Source organism: Variovorax sp. LjRoot175 (assembly GCF_964253805.1).
Lineage (GTDB): Bacteria > Pseudomonadota > Gammaproteobacteria > Burkholderiales > Burkholderiaceae_C > Variovorax.
This window is the reverse complement of record NZ_CAXURY020000002.1, coordinates 1,415,553-1,433,384: the sequence shown is the minus strand read 5'-3', so window position 1 is coordinate 1,433,384 and position 17,832 is coordinate 1,415,553. Positions and strand designations below refer to the sequence as shown.

The following is a 17,832-nucleotide window of genomic DNA, read 5'->3' as shown; positions in this document are numbered from 1 at the left end:
TCCATGAAAAAGGGGAGGGTGTGCAGAGGTCCGGGGCGTGGATCCGCCTCAGGCGAAGCGGCGGCGCATGCGCGCTGCGATCTGGTCGAGAAGGAAGACAGTCAGGAAGATCGCGATCAGGATCGTTCCGACGTGCGAATAGTTGTACATGTCGTAGCGCCCCTTGAGCTCCTGGCCGATGCCGCCGGCGCCCACCAGGCCGACCACGGTGGCCATGCGCACGTTGCGATCGAGCACGTACAGCGTGTAGCCGATGAACTGCGGCATCAGCTGCGGCAGCACCGCGAAGCGCATCACCTTGAGCTTGCCGGCGCCGATGGCGCGCAGGGCTTCCTGCGGCTTGTCGTCGGCGGTCTCGACGTCCTCGGCGTAGAACTTGCCGAGAAAGCCGGCCGAGTGCAGTGCAAGCGCGAGCACACCGGCGATCGGTCCGAAGCCATATGCCAGCACGAGGAAGAGCGCGGTCACCAACTCGGGCACGGCGCGCAGCATGCTCACCAGGCCACGCGCGAGCCCATAGCTGAGCCGATTCAGCGTGTAGTTGCGTGCACTGAACCATGCGAGGGGAAGGCTGAACAGCACCGCCAGCAGCGTCGCCCACAGCGCGATCTCCAGCGTTTCGAGCATCTTGCTGGACACGTGCCACAGGTAGCCCAGCGGTTCGACCAAAACCTCGCGGTGCTCGACTGTTTCCTCCATCTGCAGCGTTCCTGGGTTGAGGCGACGCGTGCGGGTCTCCTGTTCCTCCACATGGGCCAGCCAGGGCAGATGATTTCGATCGAAGTTGTCGATGCGCGCCACCTCGGTACGCTCGGAGATCTGGACAGGAAACAGCGAGTTCGCTATCTGCGCCATGCCGGCCGATACCTGCGAGCTCTCGCGCAGGCCGACTGCAGCAAGCATGCCTTCGCCACTGAGCGCCAGCATGCGGTCCATCTCCACACGGTGGCCCGTCACCAGGCACAGAATGAACGCCAGCACGATGGCGATCACCGTGCGCGTTCCGAAGGGGCGTTCCATCTCCCATGCGGATGCGGGCCGCCGCTCTGCGCTCCCGAGGGTCGGGTTCAGGGTCTGTTCCATCATGCTGTTCTCAGCGCCAGCTCTGGCTCGGAATGCAGTTCGGGGAGCGCGGCCACCGGGCGCATGGCGCCCCTGCCGTAGATCGCGCGCGAGGCCGAGACGTCGAACGCGTCCGGCGGACCGTCGAATACGACGCAACCGTCGCGCAGGGCGACGATGCGGTCGGCGAATGCGCGTGCCAGGTCCACCTGGTGGAGACTGCACAGCACGGTAGTGCCGCGCTCGCGCGCCTGGCGCCTGAGCAGCGCCAGCACTTCCACACTGGCCTGGGGGTCCAGGCTCGCCACGGGCTCATCGGCCAGCACCAGCGGCGGGTCGAGCATGAAGGCGCGTGCGATGCCGACGCGCTGCTGTTGGCCGCCCGAAAGTTCGCTGGCGCGGCGACTCAGGTGCTGTTCCTGCAGCCCGACTGCATCGACCAGTTCGCAGGCCTTGCGCCGCGCGGGTTGCGGGAACAGGCCCAGCATCGCGCGCCACCCCGGCAGCGCCGGCAGCGTGCCGCTGAGCACGTTGACAGCCACGGTGGACCGCAGCACCAGGTTGAACTGCTGGTGGATCATTCCGATGCGCGGGCGAATCTCCGCCAGCGAGCGGGCCTCGATGTGAACACCGGCTACCTGCACCGTGCCGCTGGTTGGCTTCGCGAGCCCGTTGGCCATTCGCAGCAGCGTGGACTTGCCCGCCCCCGAGGCCCCGAGCACCACGCAAAACTCGCCGTGCGGGATGTTCAGCGACACGCTCTTGAGTGCCACGGTGCCATCCGCATACCTCATGCCGACGGAGTCGAAGCGCAGCATGGGCGGGCGGGCCGTGTCGTGCGGTTCGGAGGTATTCAACGCTCGGCCGCCTTCTTCAGGATCTGGCCCTTGAGCTCGTCGGTGAGCAATGCCAGCTTCTCGGCCGCGACGTTGAACTCGTCCTCGGAGAACTTCGTGTCGAAGGCATCGATCTTCTTGCCGCCGTAGCCGCGGATCATGTCGGGCGTCACGCCGGGCGCCTTGTGGACGGTAGAGAAGGCCGTCTTGAGCCGTGTCTTGAGCCCTTCGGGCAGCTTGGAGTTGAGTGCCAGCGGCGGGTAGGGAATAGCGATGCTCTTGGCAACCACCTTGACCTTCTTCGGATCGATGGCGCCCTGTTCGACGGCCTTCTCGTACGAGTCGAAAGAGAGCGAGGCGACGTCGACCTGGCCCTGCGCCAACGCGGCCAGGCTGTTGGCATGGCTGCCCGTCATCCGGATCGCCGAGAGATCGCGTATGGGATCGAGGCCCGCATCCATCAGCATGGCAACCTGAAAAGTAAAGCTCGATGCCGAGTTGACGTCGCCGAAGGCCATGCGCCTGCCCTTGACGTCCTTGACCGAAGCCATCGGCGTATCGGCCTTGGCGAACATGCCTGCGTAGTAGACGGATTCGCCTTTCTCCACGCCCACCGCCAGCAACTGCGCGCAGCCGCGCTTGTGCGCCTGCACGTAGGAGACAGGCCCGAAGAACGCGATATCCGCAAGTTGATGGCACATGCCTTCGACGACGGCGCCGTACGACTGGCCGACCTTCAAATCGAACTGCAGGCCCGTGGTGCGCGAGATCGCGTTGAAGACGGGCGCGTAGTCGGCCTTGGTGCCCGATTCGGTGCCGCCGTCCGCCGGGATCAAGAGCACGCGCAGCGGGTGTTCCTTGGTGCCGTCGGCCACGCCCTGGGCGGCGGCCGAAGTCAAGGCAGTTGCCGCCAGCGTGAGCGTGGCGGCGAATGTCAGAAGCTTCTTCATGGGGGTGTTCCTCGTTACGGTGCTGTGGCCGGCGTATCGACCGGCCCGACCCCGACGAGGTTAGGAGACGCAGATGACAGGAGAATGAATGCAGCTCATTTCAATAGACATCTACACTGAGAAATATTCAATACAATCCTCGGCCATCACCGGATGGCCGGTGCGAGCGCAACCCACAACACCATGAGCATTGCAACCACGTCCAATGGCAACGGCGCCATCCCATCCGCTGGCGCCTCACTCGCGCGAGCCCGTCACCTCATCGTCGATCTTGACGGCACGCTGATCCGCGAAGACGAGCCGCTCGAAGGCGCGGCCGAACTGCTGACGCGGTTTCGCGACCGCTACGTGATCGTCTCGAACAACTCGACGCACACCGCGCGTGGCATGGCCCGGCGACTCGCCCGCATGGGGCTGAAGGTCGAGCCCGAGCACATCGTGCTGGCCGGCGAGCAGACCATCGACTACATGCGCCGTGACCATCCGCATGCGCGCATGCTGCTGGCCGCCAGTCCCGTGCTGCAGCGCCATGCGCTCTCGATCGGATGCGAACTGGTGAAGGCGCAAGCCGACTTCGTGGTGCTGGCGCTCGATCCGCATTTCAATCGTGCGCGCCTCGGCACGATGGCCAATCAGCTGCGCGGCGGCGCACGGCTGCTGGTGACCAACAGCGACGACAACCATCCCGGTCCCGGGGGCACGGTGGTGCCGGAAACCGGGGCGCTGATGGCGGCCCTGGTGTCCGCGAGCGGCGTTGCGCCCTGGCGGATCATCGGCAAGCCCGGGCCGCTGCTGCTCGAGGAAGGCCTGCGCCGGCTGGGCGCGCAGGCGGCCAGCACGATCGTGATCGGCGACAACCCCTCGACCGACGCGCTCGGCGCACTGCAGCTGGGCATGCGCTGCATGCTCGTGGGAAACGCGCCTCAGGCCGAGGCGAAAACGCTGGCCGCGCTGCTGCGCACGGACGCGCCGCCTCAGTACCGCTTGAGCGACAGCACGTCGAAGGTCTGCCGCAGTGTCTTTACCGACTTCTCGTAGTCGCTGAGCGCGAGGCAGGCGATCAGCACGTCGATGATCGCGAGCTGCGCCAGTCGGCTCGTCATCGCCTCGGTGCGAAAGCTGGTCTCGCGCGCCATCGTGAACAGCAGCACGTCGCAGAAGGCCTGGATCGGCGACTTGCCGAAATTGGTGATGCAGATGGTGGACGCCCCCGCCTCCTTCGCCAGGCGCGTGGCGGTCACGGTCTCGTGCGTGCTGCCCGAGTGCGAGATGGTGAGCGTGGCCACGCCGGGTCCGGTGAGCGAGGCGCTGATGGCTTGCACGTGCGAATCGACCGCCACCTTGACATCGAGCCCGATGCGCAGCATGCGGTAGTGGGCATCCTCGGCAATGGTGGCCGCGCTTCCGATGCCATAGATTTCGATGCGCCGAGCCTTCCTGAGCAGGTCGACCGCCTTTTGCATGGCGCGGACGTCCAGCGCTGCCTGGGTGTCGTGCAGGGTCTGGACGTTGCTCTGGAAGATCTTGCGGATGGCAAGGTCGACGTTGTCGCTCGGCTCCAGGTCTTCGTGGATGAACTGCACCGGCTGCACGGTTTCCTGGGCCAGCGCGATCTTGATCTGCTGGAAGCCGGTGGCGCCGAGGTTCTTGCAAAAGCCGACGATGCTGCCCTCGCTGCATCCGGTGCGCTCCGCCACTTCGCTCACCGACATGTGGACCACTTCCTGCGGGCTCTGGACGATGAAGGCGGCAATGCGCTGGCCCACCGGACCGAGCGAAGGCCATACGGACTCGATGCGCGCCAGCACGGCGAATGTCTTGGGGGCCGGCGCCGCGGCTGTTCCGGCGGAACGTGCGCCGCTCTTGCCGGACTTCTTCTTGGTGCCCTGCTGCTTCATGGGCCCCGAGCTTACTTGCCCGCGGCACACTCACTTCCGTGGCCGCCATGGTGGTGCAGGCTTGAAGCGCTCCTGCAGGAACGACAGGAAGAGCTTCACCCTGGCGGACATGCCAAGACGCTGCGCCACCAGCGCCACCACGTCGGCGGCCGGCAGGCTCCAGTCCTCCAGTACCCGAACCAGATGCCCAGAGGCCAGGCTCTCGGCGATGTCCCATTCCGAGCGCATGATCAGGCCCTTGCCCTTCAGCGCCCACTGCCGCACGACGTCGCCGTCGTTGCTGCTCAGGGTCGCCGCCACCCGCAAGCCATCCTGCAGCAGGCCTTGGGCAACTGCGCGTCCGATGCCGCTGCCGGCTCCGGTCACGAGTGCGATTCTCAATGTGGGTCGATCGGACATGAATGGGTTCCTTGGATGGGTTGTTTGGTCAATTAAAGGAAACTTGCAAAGAGCCTAGGCATGGATACATCCGGAGAGCGACGATCAGCTCTACAATAGGTACATAGATACATACCTATGGACATTATGATGCCTGCAAGCTCCCCGCGGATCGTTGTTACCGAATGGATGGACAAGCCGGCGGTCGATCTACTGCGTGAGTGCCACGATGTGTTCTACGCGCCCGAGCTGGTAGATGACCTGCCCCGGTTGCTGACCGAGACACGCGATGCCGACGCGTTGATCGTGCGCAATCGCACGCAGGTGAATCCGGAGCTGCTGACTGCGTTCCCCGCCTTACGCGTCGTGGGGCGCCTTGGCGTGGGTCTGGACAATATCGATGTCGCCGCGTGCGAGGCCCGCGGCATTTCCGTCATCCCCGCTGCCGGCGCGAACGCGCGGTCGGTGGCCGAATACGTGCTGTGCAGCACCATGCTGTTGTTGCGAGGAATCTATCAAACGTCGGCTGCAGTGGCGGATGGCCTTTGGCCGCGGCAGGCATTCATCAATGGCACGGAGATCGCGGGCAAGACGCTGGGGGTGATCGGATTCGGCTCCATCGGCCAGCGCACCGCGCAACTGGCAATGGCCGCGGGGATGCAGATCGTTTATTTCGAGCGGGGTACACCTGCCATTGCCGCCGTTGCTGGCATGCCGTGCAGGCCTGCCAGTAGCTTGGAGGAATTGCTGGAGACGGCCGATGCCGTCACTCTGCACGTGCCGCTTACCGAGCACACGAGAGGCATGCTGGATGCGGCCGAACTTGCGCGCATGAAGCGCGGCGCCATCCTCATTAATACGGCGCGTGGCGGCATTGTCGATGAAAGAGCGCTGGCCAATGCCCTGCGTGCTGGTCACTTGGGGGGTGCGGCGATCGATGTATTCGACTGCGAGCCCGTCGGGGCAGACAACCCGTGGCGCGGCTGCCCCAACCTCATCCTCACTCCGCATGTGGCGGGGCTGACCAAGGAATCCAATCTGCGTGTCGCCATGAACATTGCCGAGCGGGTCGCCGAGGCATTGGCGGCAGTTTGAAAGCACAGCCGCAACACCTAGTGGCTATTACCAATGCACAAAAGGAGACAAGCCCCATGAACATTTTTGGAATAGCCGCATCTTTGGTTCTGATGGCCGCGGCAAGCGCACCAGTTTTTGCGCAGTCCTGGCCTGCAAAGCCGGTGACTGTGATCGTTCCGTACGTGGCGGGCGGCGGCGTAGATCCGGTCGCTCGCCTGGTATCGCAAAAGTTGGCAGATCGCTGGAAGCAGCCGGTGTTGGTGGACAACCGCGCCGGCGCCAGCGGCACCATCGGCGCCAATGTGGTGGCCAAGGCCATACCGGATGGGACCACCATCCTTATGTCGGCGACAGCCGAGGTGGTCATCAACCAGCACTTCATGAAGAAGATGGCCTACGATCCCGAGCGCGATCTGAAGCCAGTCACCCTCCTGGTGAAACTGCCGTTTGCGCTGGTCACGGAGCCATCAAAGCGCTACAAGGACATGGCAGGGCTGCTCAACTACGCGCGCCAGAATCCGGGGATGGTTAGCTACGCCTCCTCCGGGCCAGGCACACCCCAGCATCTCGCCGGCGTTCTGGTAGAGCAGCTCGCGGGCGTGTCTCTGCTGCACGTGCCCTTTAGGGGTGTTGCGCAGGCCATGACTGACCTGATGGGCGGCCAGGTGGAGATTGGCTTCGCCGGCCTGCCGACCGCGTTGCAGCAGGTCCGGGCCGGCAAGCTGCGCGCGCTGGGCGTGTCGTCCAAGGCTGCGGCCGCTGCTGCGCCGCAGATCCCGCCCATCGCGCAGACGCCGGGCCTCGAAAAGTTCGAGCTGATCCAGTGGTTCGGTGTGTTTGTGCCGGCAAAGACACCCGATGCAGTCGTCCAGCAGATCCAGCGCGACATCTCGGAGGTGCTGGCCATGCCTGAAGTGCGTGACACCCTCAGCAAACAGGGTGCCGATCCGAGCGGCATGCCGACGGCGGAATTCGAAAGCTTCGTGAAATCCGAGCGCGAGAAGTTCCGCAAGGTCGTGCAGGCCGCAAAAATCGAACAGTAGTCGGTCGTCTCAGACAGTCAGCTCGATGTCGAGTCGAACCGCCTCGCCCCGGTAGATCACCTCAGCGAAGTAAACGATGTGTCCGCCGGAATTCTCGAAGGTTCGTTCGACGAACGCGACCGGGGCGTTGACGGGTATCGCCAGCAAAGCAGCGACCTCGGCGTCGGCGGTGCCCACGGTGAGCGTCTGATGCGCTCGGGCAATGCTGATGCCGTCGAGTGACAGCAGCACCGGGATCGCCGCTTGCTTTCGAAAGCGCTTGGGCGCCCGTGCAAACACCGCCGCGTCGATGTGAACGGTGATGACGCAGTACGCCACATTGTTGTCCGAGTGGACCCGCCGCAAGCGGACGTACGGCGTGTCATCTTGCGCCTTGTGTGGCGGCAGAGGGCCAACGGTTTCGGTGATGGTGCGGATGTCCGGTGGCGTCTCCACGTACATCGCGCTGAGCGCCTGCAGGGTCGTCTGCACCTTGATGTTCTTGATCGACGGCTGCAGGTCGGTCACGAAGGTGCCCTGCCCCTGCCGTGCGGACAGAAGCCCCTCCTGCACAAGCACCTGCACGGCCTGTCGCGCAGTGAGGCGAGCCACGCCGAACTCTTCCGCCAGTAAATGCAGGGAAGGGACGCGGGTGCCCGGAGGCCATGTGCCGCGGCGTATGCGCTGGCGCAGCGTGTCGGCGACGACGCCGTATTTGGGCGCGGTGCCGCTGCGGACGGAGGGGCGAATCGAGCCCTTCATCGCAGCGTGCCCGTCGGGTCGCGTTTCATTTTTCTGAAAAGGCAAGATGGTCATGATTTCTCGAATTCAATCCACATTCTCGGTCCGGGAGCTCGATGTTTTCCTATTTCGCGCGCCGGCCGATCCACCGGTGCAGACCTCGTTCGGCATCATGCGCCAACGGCCCGCGGTGCTGCTGCGCGTGACCAGTGCCGAGGGCATTCATGGCTGGGGAGAGATTTGGTGCAACTTTCCGACTGTCGGAGCCGAGCACCGTGCACGCTTGGCGCTGGCCTACCTGCGGCCGCTGATGTACGGGCAGGAATGGGAAAACCCGCAAGCCTGTTTTGCTGCGCTGAGCGCCAAGCTCGCCGTGCTGGCGATCCAGACGGGTGAGCCAGGGCCGCTGCAACAAATCGTCGCGGGGCTGGACGTCGCGGTGTGGGACATGGTGGCGCGCCGTGCCGGCATGCCTCTCTGGAAGCTGCTATCTGCCGACGATGCGGACCGACCTAAGCCCGTCCCTGTCTATGCGTCCGGCCTGAATCCCACAAATCCTGAGAAGCTCGCGGCGGCGAAACTCAAGGAGGGCTTCCGCGCCTTCAAGCTCAAGGTCGGCTTCGGCCACGCGCGTGACGACGCGAACTTGCGCGCGGTGCGTGAGGTGATCGGGGACGACGCGCCTTTCATGGTCGACGCCAACCAGGCGTGGGACATGGAGCAGGCCGTCGAGGCCGGGCGGCGAATGGCGAAGCACAACCTGGCATGGCTGGAAGAGCCGATTACTGCGGACTCCGCGCCAGCCCAGTGGAGCGAACTGGCCTCCGCGCAGCCACTGCGGCTCGCAGGCGGGGAAAACCTCGCAGGCCTGCCGCAGTTCGAGAGATTCATCGTGGCAGAAGGCATGTCCATCCTCCAGCCCGATATCGGCAAATGGGGTGGCTTCAGTGGCTGCCTCGAAGTAGGCCGCGCTACGCTGCAAAGCGGCAAGCACTTCTGCCCGCATTGGCTCGGTGCCGGCATCGGCCTGACAGCGTCCTTCCATCTGAAGGCCGCCGTTGGGGGCCCCGGCTATGTGGAGGTGGATGCCAATCCCAACCCGCTGCGCGACTTGCTGGCCGCACCGCAGTTCGTGCTCGAGGACGGCGCTGTCGTCCTGGGCGACCGGCCGGGGCTGGGCGTCGAGCCCAGCATGGAAGCGTGCCAGGCGTATTTACTTCCGGTGTCGGAGGTTGGAATCTAAGAGCTGTTCTGGCGCGCCCAGGGCAGGTCCGACCTTTTCCCTGGTCTTGAGCAGATGGACCGCGCTCCACACCACGACCTGCACGTGGAAGAGTGGACTCTTGCCCAGCACACCCGGCGCAGCCTGCGCGCCAACTTGCGCTTGCAGGTCCCGGCTGCCGCTGCAGAGTCGCCATTTCAGGAGCCAGTGGACGTGCGCCATTGCTGTGATGGCGAATGGCGCCCATCATCGCCAAACGACGGCGAAGGCGCTCGCCGCGCTCACGAGTACCAAACAGACGGTGACGGACATCAATCCGCTGGAGGGTGCCGTCGCGACGCCCCCCGCGTCCAGTTCGTTCCTGCGCCGCAATGCAATCCACCGCAGCAAGCAGGCGCCCAAGAGCAAGAAGACGCCGCTCAGCGTGAGCCCCCATCGGTGCCCCTCCAAACCCAGCCGCAGGTAAAGCGCTGCATTCACCAAAACCGAGAGCGCAGTCCTGCCCCAGGCCAGCACCGTTCGTTCTGGTTGGAGCCCCGGATCTCTCATAGGTGCCTTGCGAGAATGATCGCGACTATCGCTGCTGCGATCATGAACACGAATGCGATCACAGCGAGGAAAATCGAAGACGGAAGCGGTCGATCATGACGCATCGCGATCTCATTGGCTTTCCAGCGACGAAATGCCAGAACACACATTCCCGAGGAAACGATGCTTGCGGCGACGGCGAGCGCCGGAACGTAGGTTTGATCTGGAACACGAGTCGCCACTTGATCGAACAGCACCGCGCCCGCCAAGAGTGCCAGCGCGGTGCGCATCCAGGCGAGAAAGGTCCGCTCGTTCGCCAGGGAGAACCTGTAGTCAGGCTCATGTCCTTCGGTTTGCCATGGGGCTCGTCGCATACGTTTCTCACGGGATTCGGCTTCAATATGGAGGCGTGCGGTCTTCCAAGCCGGAGGGTGACCGAAGGCTGGCGCAGTTGACGAAGGCGACCTTCATGAGGCGGGTCAAACTTGAATGGAACTGCTGTCGCGCAGCGCCTCGTCGAGCAGTTCCACCCAGTGCCGCACCGGGATCTCGCTGCCGCTTTGCAGATGCGTGATGCAGCCGATGTTGGCCGAGACGATGGTCTCGGGTTTCAACTGGTTCAGGTGGCCAAGCTTGCGGTCGCGCAGCGGGTAGGCCAATTCGGGCTGCAGTACCGAGTAGGTGCCGGCCGAGCCGCAGCACAGGTGCGATTCGTTCATCGCGATCTGCACGTCGAAGCCCAGTGCGCGCAGGTTCGCTTCGACGCCGCCGCGCAGCTTCTGTCCATGCTGGAGCGTGCATGGCGGGTGGTAGGCGACGACGCCGGACGGCGCGTTGACGCGCTCTTTCAACAGCGGCACGAGTTCGGGCAAGAGCTCGCTCAGGTCGCGCGTGAGCGCGCTGACGCGTTCGGCCTTCGCCGCATAGGCCAGGTCCTCGCGCAGGATGTGGCCGTACTCGCGCACGGTGACGCCGCAGCCCGAGGCGTTCATCACGATCGCCTCCACCACGCCGCCTTCGACGTAGGGCCACCAGGCATCGATATTGGCGCGCATCTGGGCCTTGCCGCCGTCGTGGTCGTTGAGATGGAACTTCACCGCACCGCAGCAGCCCGCGGTGGGCGCGATCACGGCCTCGATGCCGGCCGCGTCGAGCACGCGCGCCGTGGCGCTGTTGATGTTGGGCGCCATCGAGGGCTGCACGCAGCCGGCCAGCATCAGCATCTTGCGCGCATGCGTGCGCATGGGCCAAACGCCCGCCGGTTGAGGCGCCGGCACCTTGGCCCGGAGCTTGGCCGGCAGCAGGCCGCGCACCGACTGGCCGAGCTTCATCGCGGGGCCGAAGAGCGGCGAAGGCAGCGCCTCCTTCAAGGTCCAGCGCAGCGCGCTTTCCATGGCCGGACGCGGCACCTTCTCGTCGACGATCTTGCGGCCGATGTCGACCAGGTGGCCGTATTGCACGCCGCTCGGGCAGGTGCTTTCGCAGTTGCGGCAGGTGAGGCAGCGGTCCAGATGCAGCTGCGTGCTGCGCGTCGGCGCTTTGCCTTCGAGCACCTGCTTGATCAGGTAGATGCGTCCGCGCGGGCCGTCGAGCTCGTCGCCGAGCAGCTGGTAGGTCGGGCATGTGGCGGTGCAGAAGCCGCAGTGCACGCACTTGCGCAGGATCGCCTCGGCCTCGCGGCCGTCGGCGGTGCCCTGGAATTCGGGAGCGAGTTCGGTTTGCATGGGGCTAGGCGTCAGTCCGCAGGATAGAGCCGTGCGCGATCGAAGACGGCATGAGGGTCGAACTCGCGCATCAGCGCACGGTGGATGCGCGCGAGCGGCGGGCTCAGCGCGTCGAAGCGGCCGAGCACGCGATGGCCACGCTCGGCCGAGGGCATGAACAGCGTCGCATGCCCGCCGACCGCGCGGGCTGCCGCGCGCAGTTTCGGGCCCTCGTCGGGCGACGCCAGATACCAGCGCTGTGCGCCATGCCATTCGATCAGGGGCGAGCCCTCGAGCGCCAGAACCGGTGCGGCCTGCGGCACCGACAGGCGCCACAGATCGCGCGCGGCGCGCGCGCCAAACCATCGCAGGCGTTGATCGCGCGCAGCCTGCCATTCGGCCGGGGCTTGCGCGGGGTCTTGCCGCTCTCCGCCGAGGTGGGCACAGGCGGCCGCCACCGCCGCCACCGCGCCGCGCAATCGCAGCCAGAGGCGGCCTGCACCGCCCTCTTCGAGCCAGCGGCTCGCGTTGAGCGGCAGCGGCTGGCCGCCCCAGCCGTTGAGCAGGCGCAGCGCATCGGCCTGGTTGCATTCGAATGCCAGGGTGGCCTCGGCGGGCGACAGCGGCAGCACCTTGAGGCTGGTTTCGGCGATGACCCCCAGCACGCCCAGCGAGCCGGCCAGCACGCGCGAGACGTCGTAGCCGGCGACGTTCTTCATGACCTGGCCGCCGAAGCTGAGCACTTCGCCGCGGCCGTTGATCAAGGTGGCGCCCAGCACATAGTCGCGCACCGCACCGACGCTGGCCCGCGCCGGGCCGCTCAGGCCCGCCGCGACCATGCCACCGACCGTTGCGCCTTCATCGAAATGCGGCGGCTCGAATGGCAGGCACTGGCCCTGTTCGGCCAGCAGGGCTTCGAGCTGCGCCAGCGGTGTGCCGGCGCGCACGGTGACGACCAGTTCGCTCGGCTCGTAGCTCGTGATGCCCGAGAGCGCGGCGGTGGAAAGCGGCTCGCCCTGCGGCGGCTCGCCATAGAAGTCCTTGGTGCCGCCGCCGCGGATGCGCAGCAGCGTGGCATCGGCGCCGGCAGTGCGGACGCGCTCGATGATCTGGCTGAGGGCTGGATCCAGTCGGTCCATTAGAACCTCGGCAGATCGGGATGCGACATCTGTCCGCCGCGGAACACCTGCTTGCCGTACTCGGCGCAGCGCTGCAGTGTGGGAATGGCCTTGCCGGGGTTCAGCAGACCTGCCGGATCGAAGGCGCGCTTGACGCCGAACATCTGCTCGTTCTCCTCGGCCGTGAACTGCACGCACATGCTGTTGAGCTTCTCTACGCCCACGCCGTGCTCGCCCGACACCGTGCCGCCCATCGCGACGCTGGTCTCCAGGATGTCGGCCCCGAAGAGCTCGCAGCGGTGCAGCTCGTCGGGGTCGTTGGCATCGAAGAGCACCAGCGGATGCAGGTTGCCGTCGCCGGCATGGAACACGTTGCAGCAGCGCAGGTTGTACTTCTTCTCCATCTGCTGGATCGCGAGCAGGATGTCGGCCAGGCGCTTGCGCGGGATGGTCGAGTCGAGGCACATGTAGTCGGGGCTGATGCGGCCCGAGGCCGGGAAGGCGTTCTTGCGGCCGCTCCAGAACTTCAGGCGCTCGTCCTCGTCGCGGCTCACCGAGAGCGCGGTGGCGCCACAATCGCACAGCACGGCGCTCATGCGACCGATCTCTTCTTCGACCTCTTCGGGCGTGCCGTCGGATTCGCACAGCAGGATGGCTTCGGCTTCGAGGTCGTAGCCGGCGCGCACGAAGTCCTCGACGGCGGCCGTCATCGGCTTGTCCATCATCTCGAGGCCGGCTGGGATGATGCCGGCCGCGATCACGGCCGCCACCGCATCGCCGGCTTTGCGCACGTCGTCGAAGCTGGCCATGATGCAGCGCGCGAGCCGCGGCTTGGGCACCAGCTTGACGGTGACCTCGGTGGTCACGGCCAGCATGCCTTCGCTGCCGATCACGAGCGCGAGCAGGTCCAGGCCCGCGCAGTCGAGTGCCTCGCTGCCGAACTCGATCGCCTCACCTTCGGCGGTGAAGCCGCGCACGCGCAGCACGTTGTGCAGCGTGAGGCCGTACTTGAGGCAGTGCACCCCGCCCGAGTTCTCGGCCACGTTGCCGCCGATGGTGCAGGCGATCTGGCTCGAGGGGTCGGGCGCGTAGTAGAGGTTGAAAGGCGCGGCCGCCTCGCTGATCGCGAGGTTGCGCACCCCGCACTGGACCACCGCGGTGCGGCTGACAGGATCGATCTTCAGGATGTTGTTGAACTTGGCCAGCGAGAGCGTGACGCCGACGGCGTTGGGCATCGCACCGCCCGAGAGCCCGGTGCCCGCGCCGCGCGCCACGACCGGCACGCCGAGCGCGTGGCAGGTCTTGAGCACGGCCGCAACCTGCGCCTCGGTCTCCGGCAAGGCCACGGCCAGCGGGCGCTGGCGATAGGCGGTGAGGCCATCGCACTCGTAGGGCGTGGTGTCCTCGGCGTTCCAGATCAGCGCGTGCGCCGGCAGGTGGGCCTGCAGCGCGCGCACCACCTGCGACTGGCGTTCGGTCAGATTCGCCGGAACGGCTCGATCGAGCGAGTCCACCGCGATCACATCATCTCCGCTACCCGGGGAGCACTCCCGGAGGGGAGGGCGATACCTTGGGCAAATGAAGCCACCGGGAAAGTTCGATCTCTATGAAGCAAGGAGTCACCAGCCGATCAGCGCTCGTGCATGTGCACGACGGGATTGGGTCGATGATCGACCTCCGCAAGAGCCACCGTCCCGCTCCCAGCGCTGAGAACACGCAGCGTGCGAGTTCCAGGATCCACTTCTACCGTGGAACCATGCGGAATCTGCGCCGTCACGTCCACATCGAATCCTGCCAGCATCGTGATGCCTCCCAGCGCGGCGCCCTGCGCCAAGATCGTGTTGACGGTGTTGAAGATGATCGCTTTGGGAACCATATTCCGCGACTTCATCTCGTGCAGCATCCAAGCCGAGGCGACGCCGCCCTTTGCGGTATCGAGGATCAGGATTCGGTCAACATAGGACAGCCCGACCAACTTGTGGGTCGGACGAGAGAACACGCCAGTCAACCGGTTCAAGTCATAGCGCGCCGACAGACCATCATGGGCCACCAAGGCGACGCCAGATACCTTCGCACCCATCGCATGGCGGGCGACAAATTCGATCATTGCAGTTCTCCAGATACAGCGGCACTCACGCATTCCTGCATCGTTGCCAACATAGGCGTATAGCCATAGCCTCCCAAGATATTGACCAGCTTCGCACTGTTCGTCGCCAAGCGCTTCCATCCCTTGGCTTCACTGATTTCACGGGCATATGACTGATAGAAACACATCCCCGACAGCACCGTCCCGCCCGCTGCCTCGATCAACTTGGTGTAGCCAAAGCGGTCGCAATCAGGTTTGACCTGCGGGCTCGTAACCGCGAGCAGAGGGCGGCGGAACGTTCTACCCTCGCAGAGTCCAGACAGTTGCCTCAACTCGTACAGGCTCAACTGCGGCGCCGAAAACACGACCACGTCGACACTCTTCTCTGTCGCGTAGCTGCTTCTCAGCGCCTTGATGTCGGCCTCTCCGATACGGTGTGCAACTGGAAGACGATCGCCGCCGACATCCTTGAGCGTGTAAGCCTCCGGCGTAATCCCTACCAAGTGGACCAGCGCCGTGGAACCAAAGCTCGCCATGGCTGCACCGAAATGCTTCAACTCATCGGATGTGGGGGCGCCGGCCAGCCCCTCGACCACCGGCACTGCCCAGTAGTTTCCGGCGAGGCGACCTATGACGCCGCCCAACGCGCCCCAGTCGCTCAGCTCCCTAGGCGTCCAGTCGACTTGGATCCGCACGGTCGCTTGGCGGTGCGCGTCAAGGTGATAGCCGTAGCGCGGTGTACGTCCTGTCAAACCTGCGGACAAGGCGGAGGGGCCGCCTTCAAAGTTGGAGCGAGCGCCCCCGACAGAGTTGGAATAGATAACGACGCCCGTGTCGCCGAATGCCACGTGCTCCCCACGCGTGGCAGCGAGCACGGTTTGATAATTGATGCAGGTGTCGGTCATGCTGACACCGAGTCTCTCGAAAGCTGCGATCGCACGACGCTCAAGTTCAAGCATCCAATCGGCCTGACCGAGATTGCTGGCCTTGCTGAAGTCGGTGCCGCGAGGATCAGTGATGGTCGGGATGCGGACACCGCCTTCCTCCGCATCGGCGAGTCGCTCCAACCATTGCACACCGGCCTGCCCCAGACTTTCGGTGTCCGCCATGATGTGCGCCTGGCTCACTCGCACAAAATCCTTAGCGCCAAAAAAATCACCCACGGCGATCTGATGCCTGATTGCGGTTTGCACGACAAACCCGGCGTCGCCGTTCAACATTGCTTGCTCTTCATCGTTGAGGATCATGATATTTACTCGAGGGTGATGCCCGCGTTGCGCACAGCGGCGCCCCATTTGGCGGTTTCTGACTTCTGGAACTCGTCGAGCGGCACGCTCAACGGCTGAACGCCAACGTTGCCAAGGCGCTGGCGGTACTCGGCCGATCGCACAATCTGATCGAGTTCTCTTGCCAGGCGTTTGGATATGTCAGGCGGAAGATGAGCGGGTCCGAACACCGCCCACCAGGCGGTGGTCTCGAAGTTGGCCCAGCCGGACTCGGCCACGGTGGGCACGTCCGGGAGCAACGAGGAACGTCGGGAGCTCGTGACGGCCAGCACCTTCAGCTTTCCGGCCTGCACGTGCGGCAGTATCGACTGCAGAGGATCGAACATGACCGTGATCTGCCCGCCCAGCAGGTCCGTAATCGCTGGCGCGCTCCCCTTGTACGGGATGTGCTGCATCTTGATGCCGGCGGCATCACAGAACATGGCGCCGGCGAGATGTCCTGGCGTACCGTTGCCAGCGGAACCGAATTGAATCGAGTCGGGCTTTTCCTTTGCCGTCGCAACCAGAGCACTGAGCGAGGCGAAGCCCGCTCGCGGATGGACAGCGATTCCGACCGGCGCGCTTGCGACTGTCGCGACGGGCGTGAAATCTCTGACTGGGTCGTGCGGCAGCTTCTTGTAAAGCGAGGCGTTGATGGCGCTCGTGCCAACTGTCCCCATCAGAAGTGCATAGCCATCCGGCGGCGCCTTTGCTATCGCGTCCGCGCCAATCACGCCGCCAGCACCACCGCGGTTGTCCACGAAGACCTGTTGTCCCAAGGCGCTCCCGAGAAGCTGCGCGATGGGCCGCGCGACGATGTCGGTCGGCCCACCAGCCGGAAAAGGCACGACGAGACGAATCGGCTTCGAAGGGTATTGCTGGGCGAAGCTTCTTCCAACCAGGAGCGAGCCGATGCTTGCGCCGATGAACAGACGACGATTGAACGTGAACTGGGCCACAGAGCTACCTCCTGTCGTTAGCAGATGAAGTTGCGCGGTCATTGGGGCGCAGGCGTGCATCCTGTGTCGGCACCAGCGATCGAACGATCTCCAGGGGGCCGGGCAGGCTCAGCTTGAATTTGTAGCGCTCAGGAACGATATGGATTCGCACGTACTCGCAAGCCACGCCAGGCAGCGTGAACGAGGTCCGCTGCATCACCAGTACGTTCGCGCTACTAGAGAGTCCAAGTTCGCGCGCTACCTGGGGGCTCGGTTGCGCGCAGCGTATTTCGACATCCGCCCGCGCGATTCGAAGCCCTAAGAATTGCTGCAGGATGTCGTAGACCGAGAGGTGCCGAGCACGCTGCTCTCCAAGTTGAGCGGCCGAGCCGGGCAGGTATCCTTCGACGACTGCGAAGGGAGCACCATCCACGCAGTAGAGTCGCCGCAACCTCACCGGCAAATCGAGTCCCTGGGGAAGCGTCGGATCGACACGGCCCGCCGAAACAGAAAACTCGAGCAACGTGGTCTCTGGATCGACGCCTTGGTTCCGCAAAGCGTCCTGAAAACCCTGAAGCGTGCTCAGATCGTGCTGGAACTCGGAGCGGGCCACGTAGGTCCCCTTTCCTCGCCTCGGCACGACTTGTCCATTGCGCGTCAGCAGTTGGATGGCTTGACGGACGGTGACGCGGCTAACGTTGTAGCTTTCCATGAGCTCCGCTTCGCTCGGTACCCTCGCCCCCTGCGCAAGCCGCCCGCTCGTAATGTCTTGAGCAAGTCGATGTGCTATCTGCAGATAGAGCGGCTCAGAGCTCGCCGCGTCGATGAGCGGCCGACTTGGCGCCTTTGACTTTCGCATGGTGAGTTATCTTGTGTTGTACTAGGTTATCCTAAGATGTATTACTCTAGTTCGACTCTGGCCGCTACGCAAGAGAAATTTAGTAGTGGTTATCCAGCAGATGCAAGCCGTGGCCGTTGTGCTGCGCAGAGGCAGGATCAAGTTCGATC

The 17,832-nt window shown here is 64.7% G+C and carries 19 protein-coding genes; 4 read left to right on the top strand and 15 right to left on the bottom strand.

All coding sequences use genetic code 11. The annotated features are described in order from the left end of the window. Positions 1-48: 48 nt before the first annotated feature. Genes phnE through ACSQ89_RS37320 form a run of 3 tightly spaced genes read right to left on the bottom strand, consistent with a single transcriptional unit; the run spans position 49 to position 2,848 of the window. Positions 49-1,086 carry a phosphonate ABC transporter, permease protein PhnE gene (gene phnE / locus ACSQ89_RS37330; protein WP_436297167.1) on the bottom strand — a complete coding sequence of 346 codons (1,038 nt, stop codon included), beginning with the start codon at positions 1,084-1,086 and terminating at the stop codon, positions 49-51. Then, positions 1,083-1,919, bottom strand: coding sequence for a phosphonate ABC transporter ATP-binding protein (phnC, locus tag ACSQ89_RS37325; RefSeq protein ID WP_436297166.1), 837 nt, complete (start codon positions 1,917-1,919; stop codon positions 1,083-1,085). The genes phnE and phnC overlap by 4 nt, the downstream gene beginning before the upstream one ends. After that, the gene (locus ACSQ89_RS37320; RefSeq protein ID WP_436297165.1) at positions 1,916-2,848 is read right to left on the bottom strand and encodes a phosphate/phosphite/phosphonate ABC transporter substrate-binding protein; all 933 of its coding nucleotides are present in this window, start codon (positions 2,846-2,848) and stop codon (positions 1,916-1,918) included. The genes phnC and ACSQ89_RS37320 overlap by 4 nt, the downstream gene beginning before the upstream one ends. Positions 2,849-3,031: 183 nt before the next feature. On the opposite strand from ACSQ89_RS37320, the gene ACSQ89_RS37315 reads away from it, so the two are divergent. Continuing rightward, positions 3,032-3,886 (top strand): HAD-IIA family hydrolase, encoded by an 855-nt coding sequence (locus ACSQ89_RS37315; RefSeq protein WP_436297164.1) that lies wholly within the window; start codon positions 3,032-3,034, stop codon positions 3,884-3,886. Here ACSQ89_RS37315 and ACSQ89_RS37310 read toward each other — a convergent pair. Together ACSQ89_RS37310 and ACSQ89_RS37305 are read right to left on the bottom strand one after the other, a co-directional pair. After that, positions 3,823-4,746 (bottom strand): MurR/RpiR family transcriptional regulator, encoded by a 924-nt coding sequence (locus tag ACSQ89_RS37310; protein WP_436297163.1) that lies wholly within the window; start codon positions 4,744-4,746, stop codon positions 3,823-3,825. The two genes, ACSQ89_RS37315 and ACSQ89_RS37310, sit on opposite strands and share 64 nt — an antisense overlap. 30 nt (positions 4,747-4,776) lie before the next feature. Next, a complete protein-coding gene (locus ACSQ89_RS37305; RefSeq protein ID WP_436297162.1) occupies positions 4,777-5,145 on the bottom strand; it encodes an SDR family NAD(P)-dependent oxidoreductase in 369 nt (122 codons plus the stop codon). 129 nt (positions 5,146-5,274) lie between these two features. On the opposite strand from ACSQ89_RS37305, the gene ACSQ89_RS37300 reads away from it, so the two are divergent. Continuing rightward, complete coding sequence (locus ACSQ89_RS37300) at positions 5,275-6,219, top strand: hydroxyacid dehydrogenase (RefSeq protein ID WP_436297161.1); 945 nt, start codon at positions 5,275-5,277, stop codon at positions 6,217-6,219. Positions 6,220-6,275: 56 nt separating this feature from the next. Next, positions 6,276-7,244, top strand: coding sequence for a Bug family tripartite tricarboxylate transporter substrate binding protein (locus ACSQ89_RS37295; protein WP_436297160.1), 969 nt, complete (start codon positions 6,276-6,278; stop codon positions 7,242-7,244). A 9-nt stretch (positions 7,245-7,253) separates the two neighbouring features. Here the strand turns inward: ACSQ89_RS37295 and ACSQ89_RS37290 are convergent, their stop codons facing one another. Continuing rightward, positions 7,254-8,039, bottom strand: a complete 786-nt coding sequence (locus tag ACSQ89_RS37290; RefSeq protein WP_436297159.1) for a GntR family transcriptional regulator — start codon at positions 8,037-8,039, stop codon at positions 7,254-7,256. Between ACSQ89_RS37290 and ACSQ89_RS37285 the strand changes: the two genes are divergently transcribed. Beyond that, positions 8,038-9,207 (top strand): mandelate racemase/muconate lactonizing enzyme family protein, encoded by a 1,170-nt coding sequence (locus ACSQ89_RS37285; RefSeq protein WP_436297158.1) that lies wholly within the window; start codon positions 8,038-8,040, stop codon positions 9,205-9,207. The genes ACSQ89_RS37290 and ACSQ89_RS37285 overlap by 2 nt on opposite strands. A gap of 225 nt (positions 9,208-9,432) precedes the next feature. Here the strand turns inward: ACSQ89_RS37285 and ACSQ89_RS37280 are convergent, their stop codons facing one another. From ACSQ89_RS37280 to ACSQ89_RS37240, 9 genes are all read right to left on the bottom strand, one after another. Continuing rightward, positions 9,433-9,735: a DUF202 domain-containing protein gene (locus ACSQ89_RS37280; protein WP_436297157.1), complete on the bottom strand. Its 303-nt coding sequence runs from the start codon at positions 9,733-9,735 to the stop codon at positions 9,433-9,435. Further along, a complete protein-coding gene (locus ACSQ89_RS37275; RefSeq protein ID WP_436297156.1) occupies positions 9,732-10,088 on the bottom strand; it encodes a YidH family protein in 357 nt (118 codons plus the stop codon). Before ACSQ89_RS37275 ends, ACSQ89_RS37280 begins: the two co-directional genes overlap by 4 nt. Positions 10,089-10,193: 105 nt before the next feature. Further along, positions 10,194-11,438, bottom strand: coding sequence for a glycolate oxidase subunit GlcF (glcF, locus tag ACSQ89_RS37270; protein ID WP_436297155.1), 1,245 nt, complete (start codon positions 11,436-11,438; stop codon positions 10,194-10,196). A gap of 11 nt (positions 11,439-11,449) precedes the next feature. Then, a complete protein-coding gene (glcE, locus tag ACSQ89_RS37265) occupies positions 11,450-12,547 on the bottom strand; it encodes a glycolate oxidase subunit GlcE (RefSeq protein WP_436297289.1) in 1,098 nt (365 codons plus the stop codon). An 8-nt stretch (positions 12,548-12,555) separates the two neighbouring features. Beyond that, on the bottom strand, positions 12,556-14,058 hold the full coding sequence (locus ACSQ89_RS37260) for an FAD-linked oxidase C-terminal domain-containing protein (protein ID WP_436297154.1): 1,503 nt from the start codon (positions 14,056-14,058) through the stop codon (positions 12,556-12,558). A 107-nt stretch (positions 14,059-14,165) separates the two neighbouring features. Then, the gene (locus ACSQ89_RS37255; RefSeq protein ID WP_436297153.1) at positions 14,166-14,642 is read right to left on the bottom strand and encodes an aconitase X swivel domain-containing protein; all 477 of its coding nucleotides are present in this window, start codon (positions 14,640-14,642) and stop codon (positions 14,166-14,168) included. Beyond that, the gene (locus ACSQ89_RS37250; protein WP_436297152.1) at positions 14,639-15,868 is read right to left on the bottom strand and encodes an aconitase X; all 1,230 of its coding nucleotides are present in this window, start codon (positions 15,866-15,868) and stop codon (positions 14,639-14,641) included. Before ACSQ89_RS37250 ends, ACSQ89_RS37255 begins: the two co-directional genes overlap by 4 nt. A gap of 5 nt (positions 15,869-15,873) precedes the next feature. Then, positions 15,874-16,845, bottom strand: coding sequence for a Bug family tripartite tricarboxylate transporter substrate binding protein (locus tag ACSQ89_RS37245; protein ID WP_436297151.1), 972 nt, complete (start codon positions 16,843-16,845; stop codon positions 15,874-15,876). A gap of 4 nt (positions 16,846-16,849) precedes the next feature. Then, positions 16,850-17,683 carry a GntR family transcriptional regulator gene (locus ACSQ89_RS37240; RefSeq protein ID WP_436297150.1) on the bottom strand — a complete coding sequence of 278 codons (834 nt, stop codon included), beginning with the start codon at positions 17,681-17,683 and terminating at the stop codon, positions 16,850-16,852. Positions 17,684-17,832: the final 149 nt, after the last annotated feature.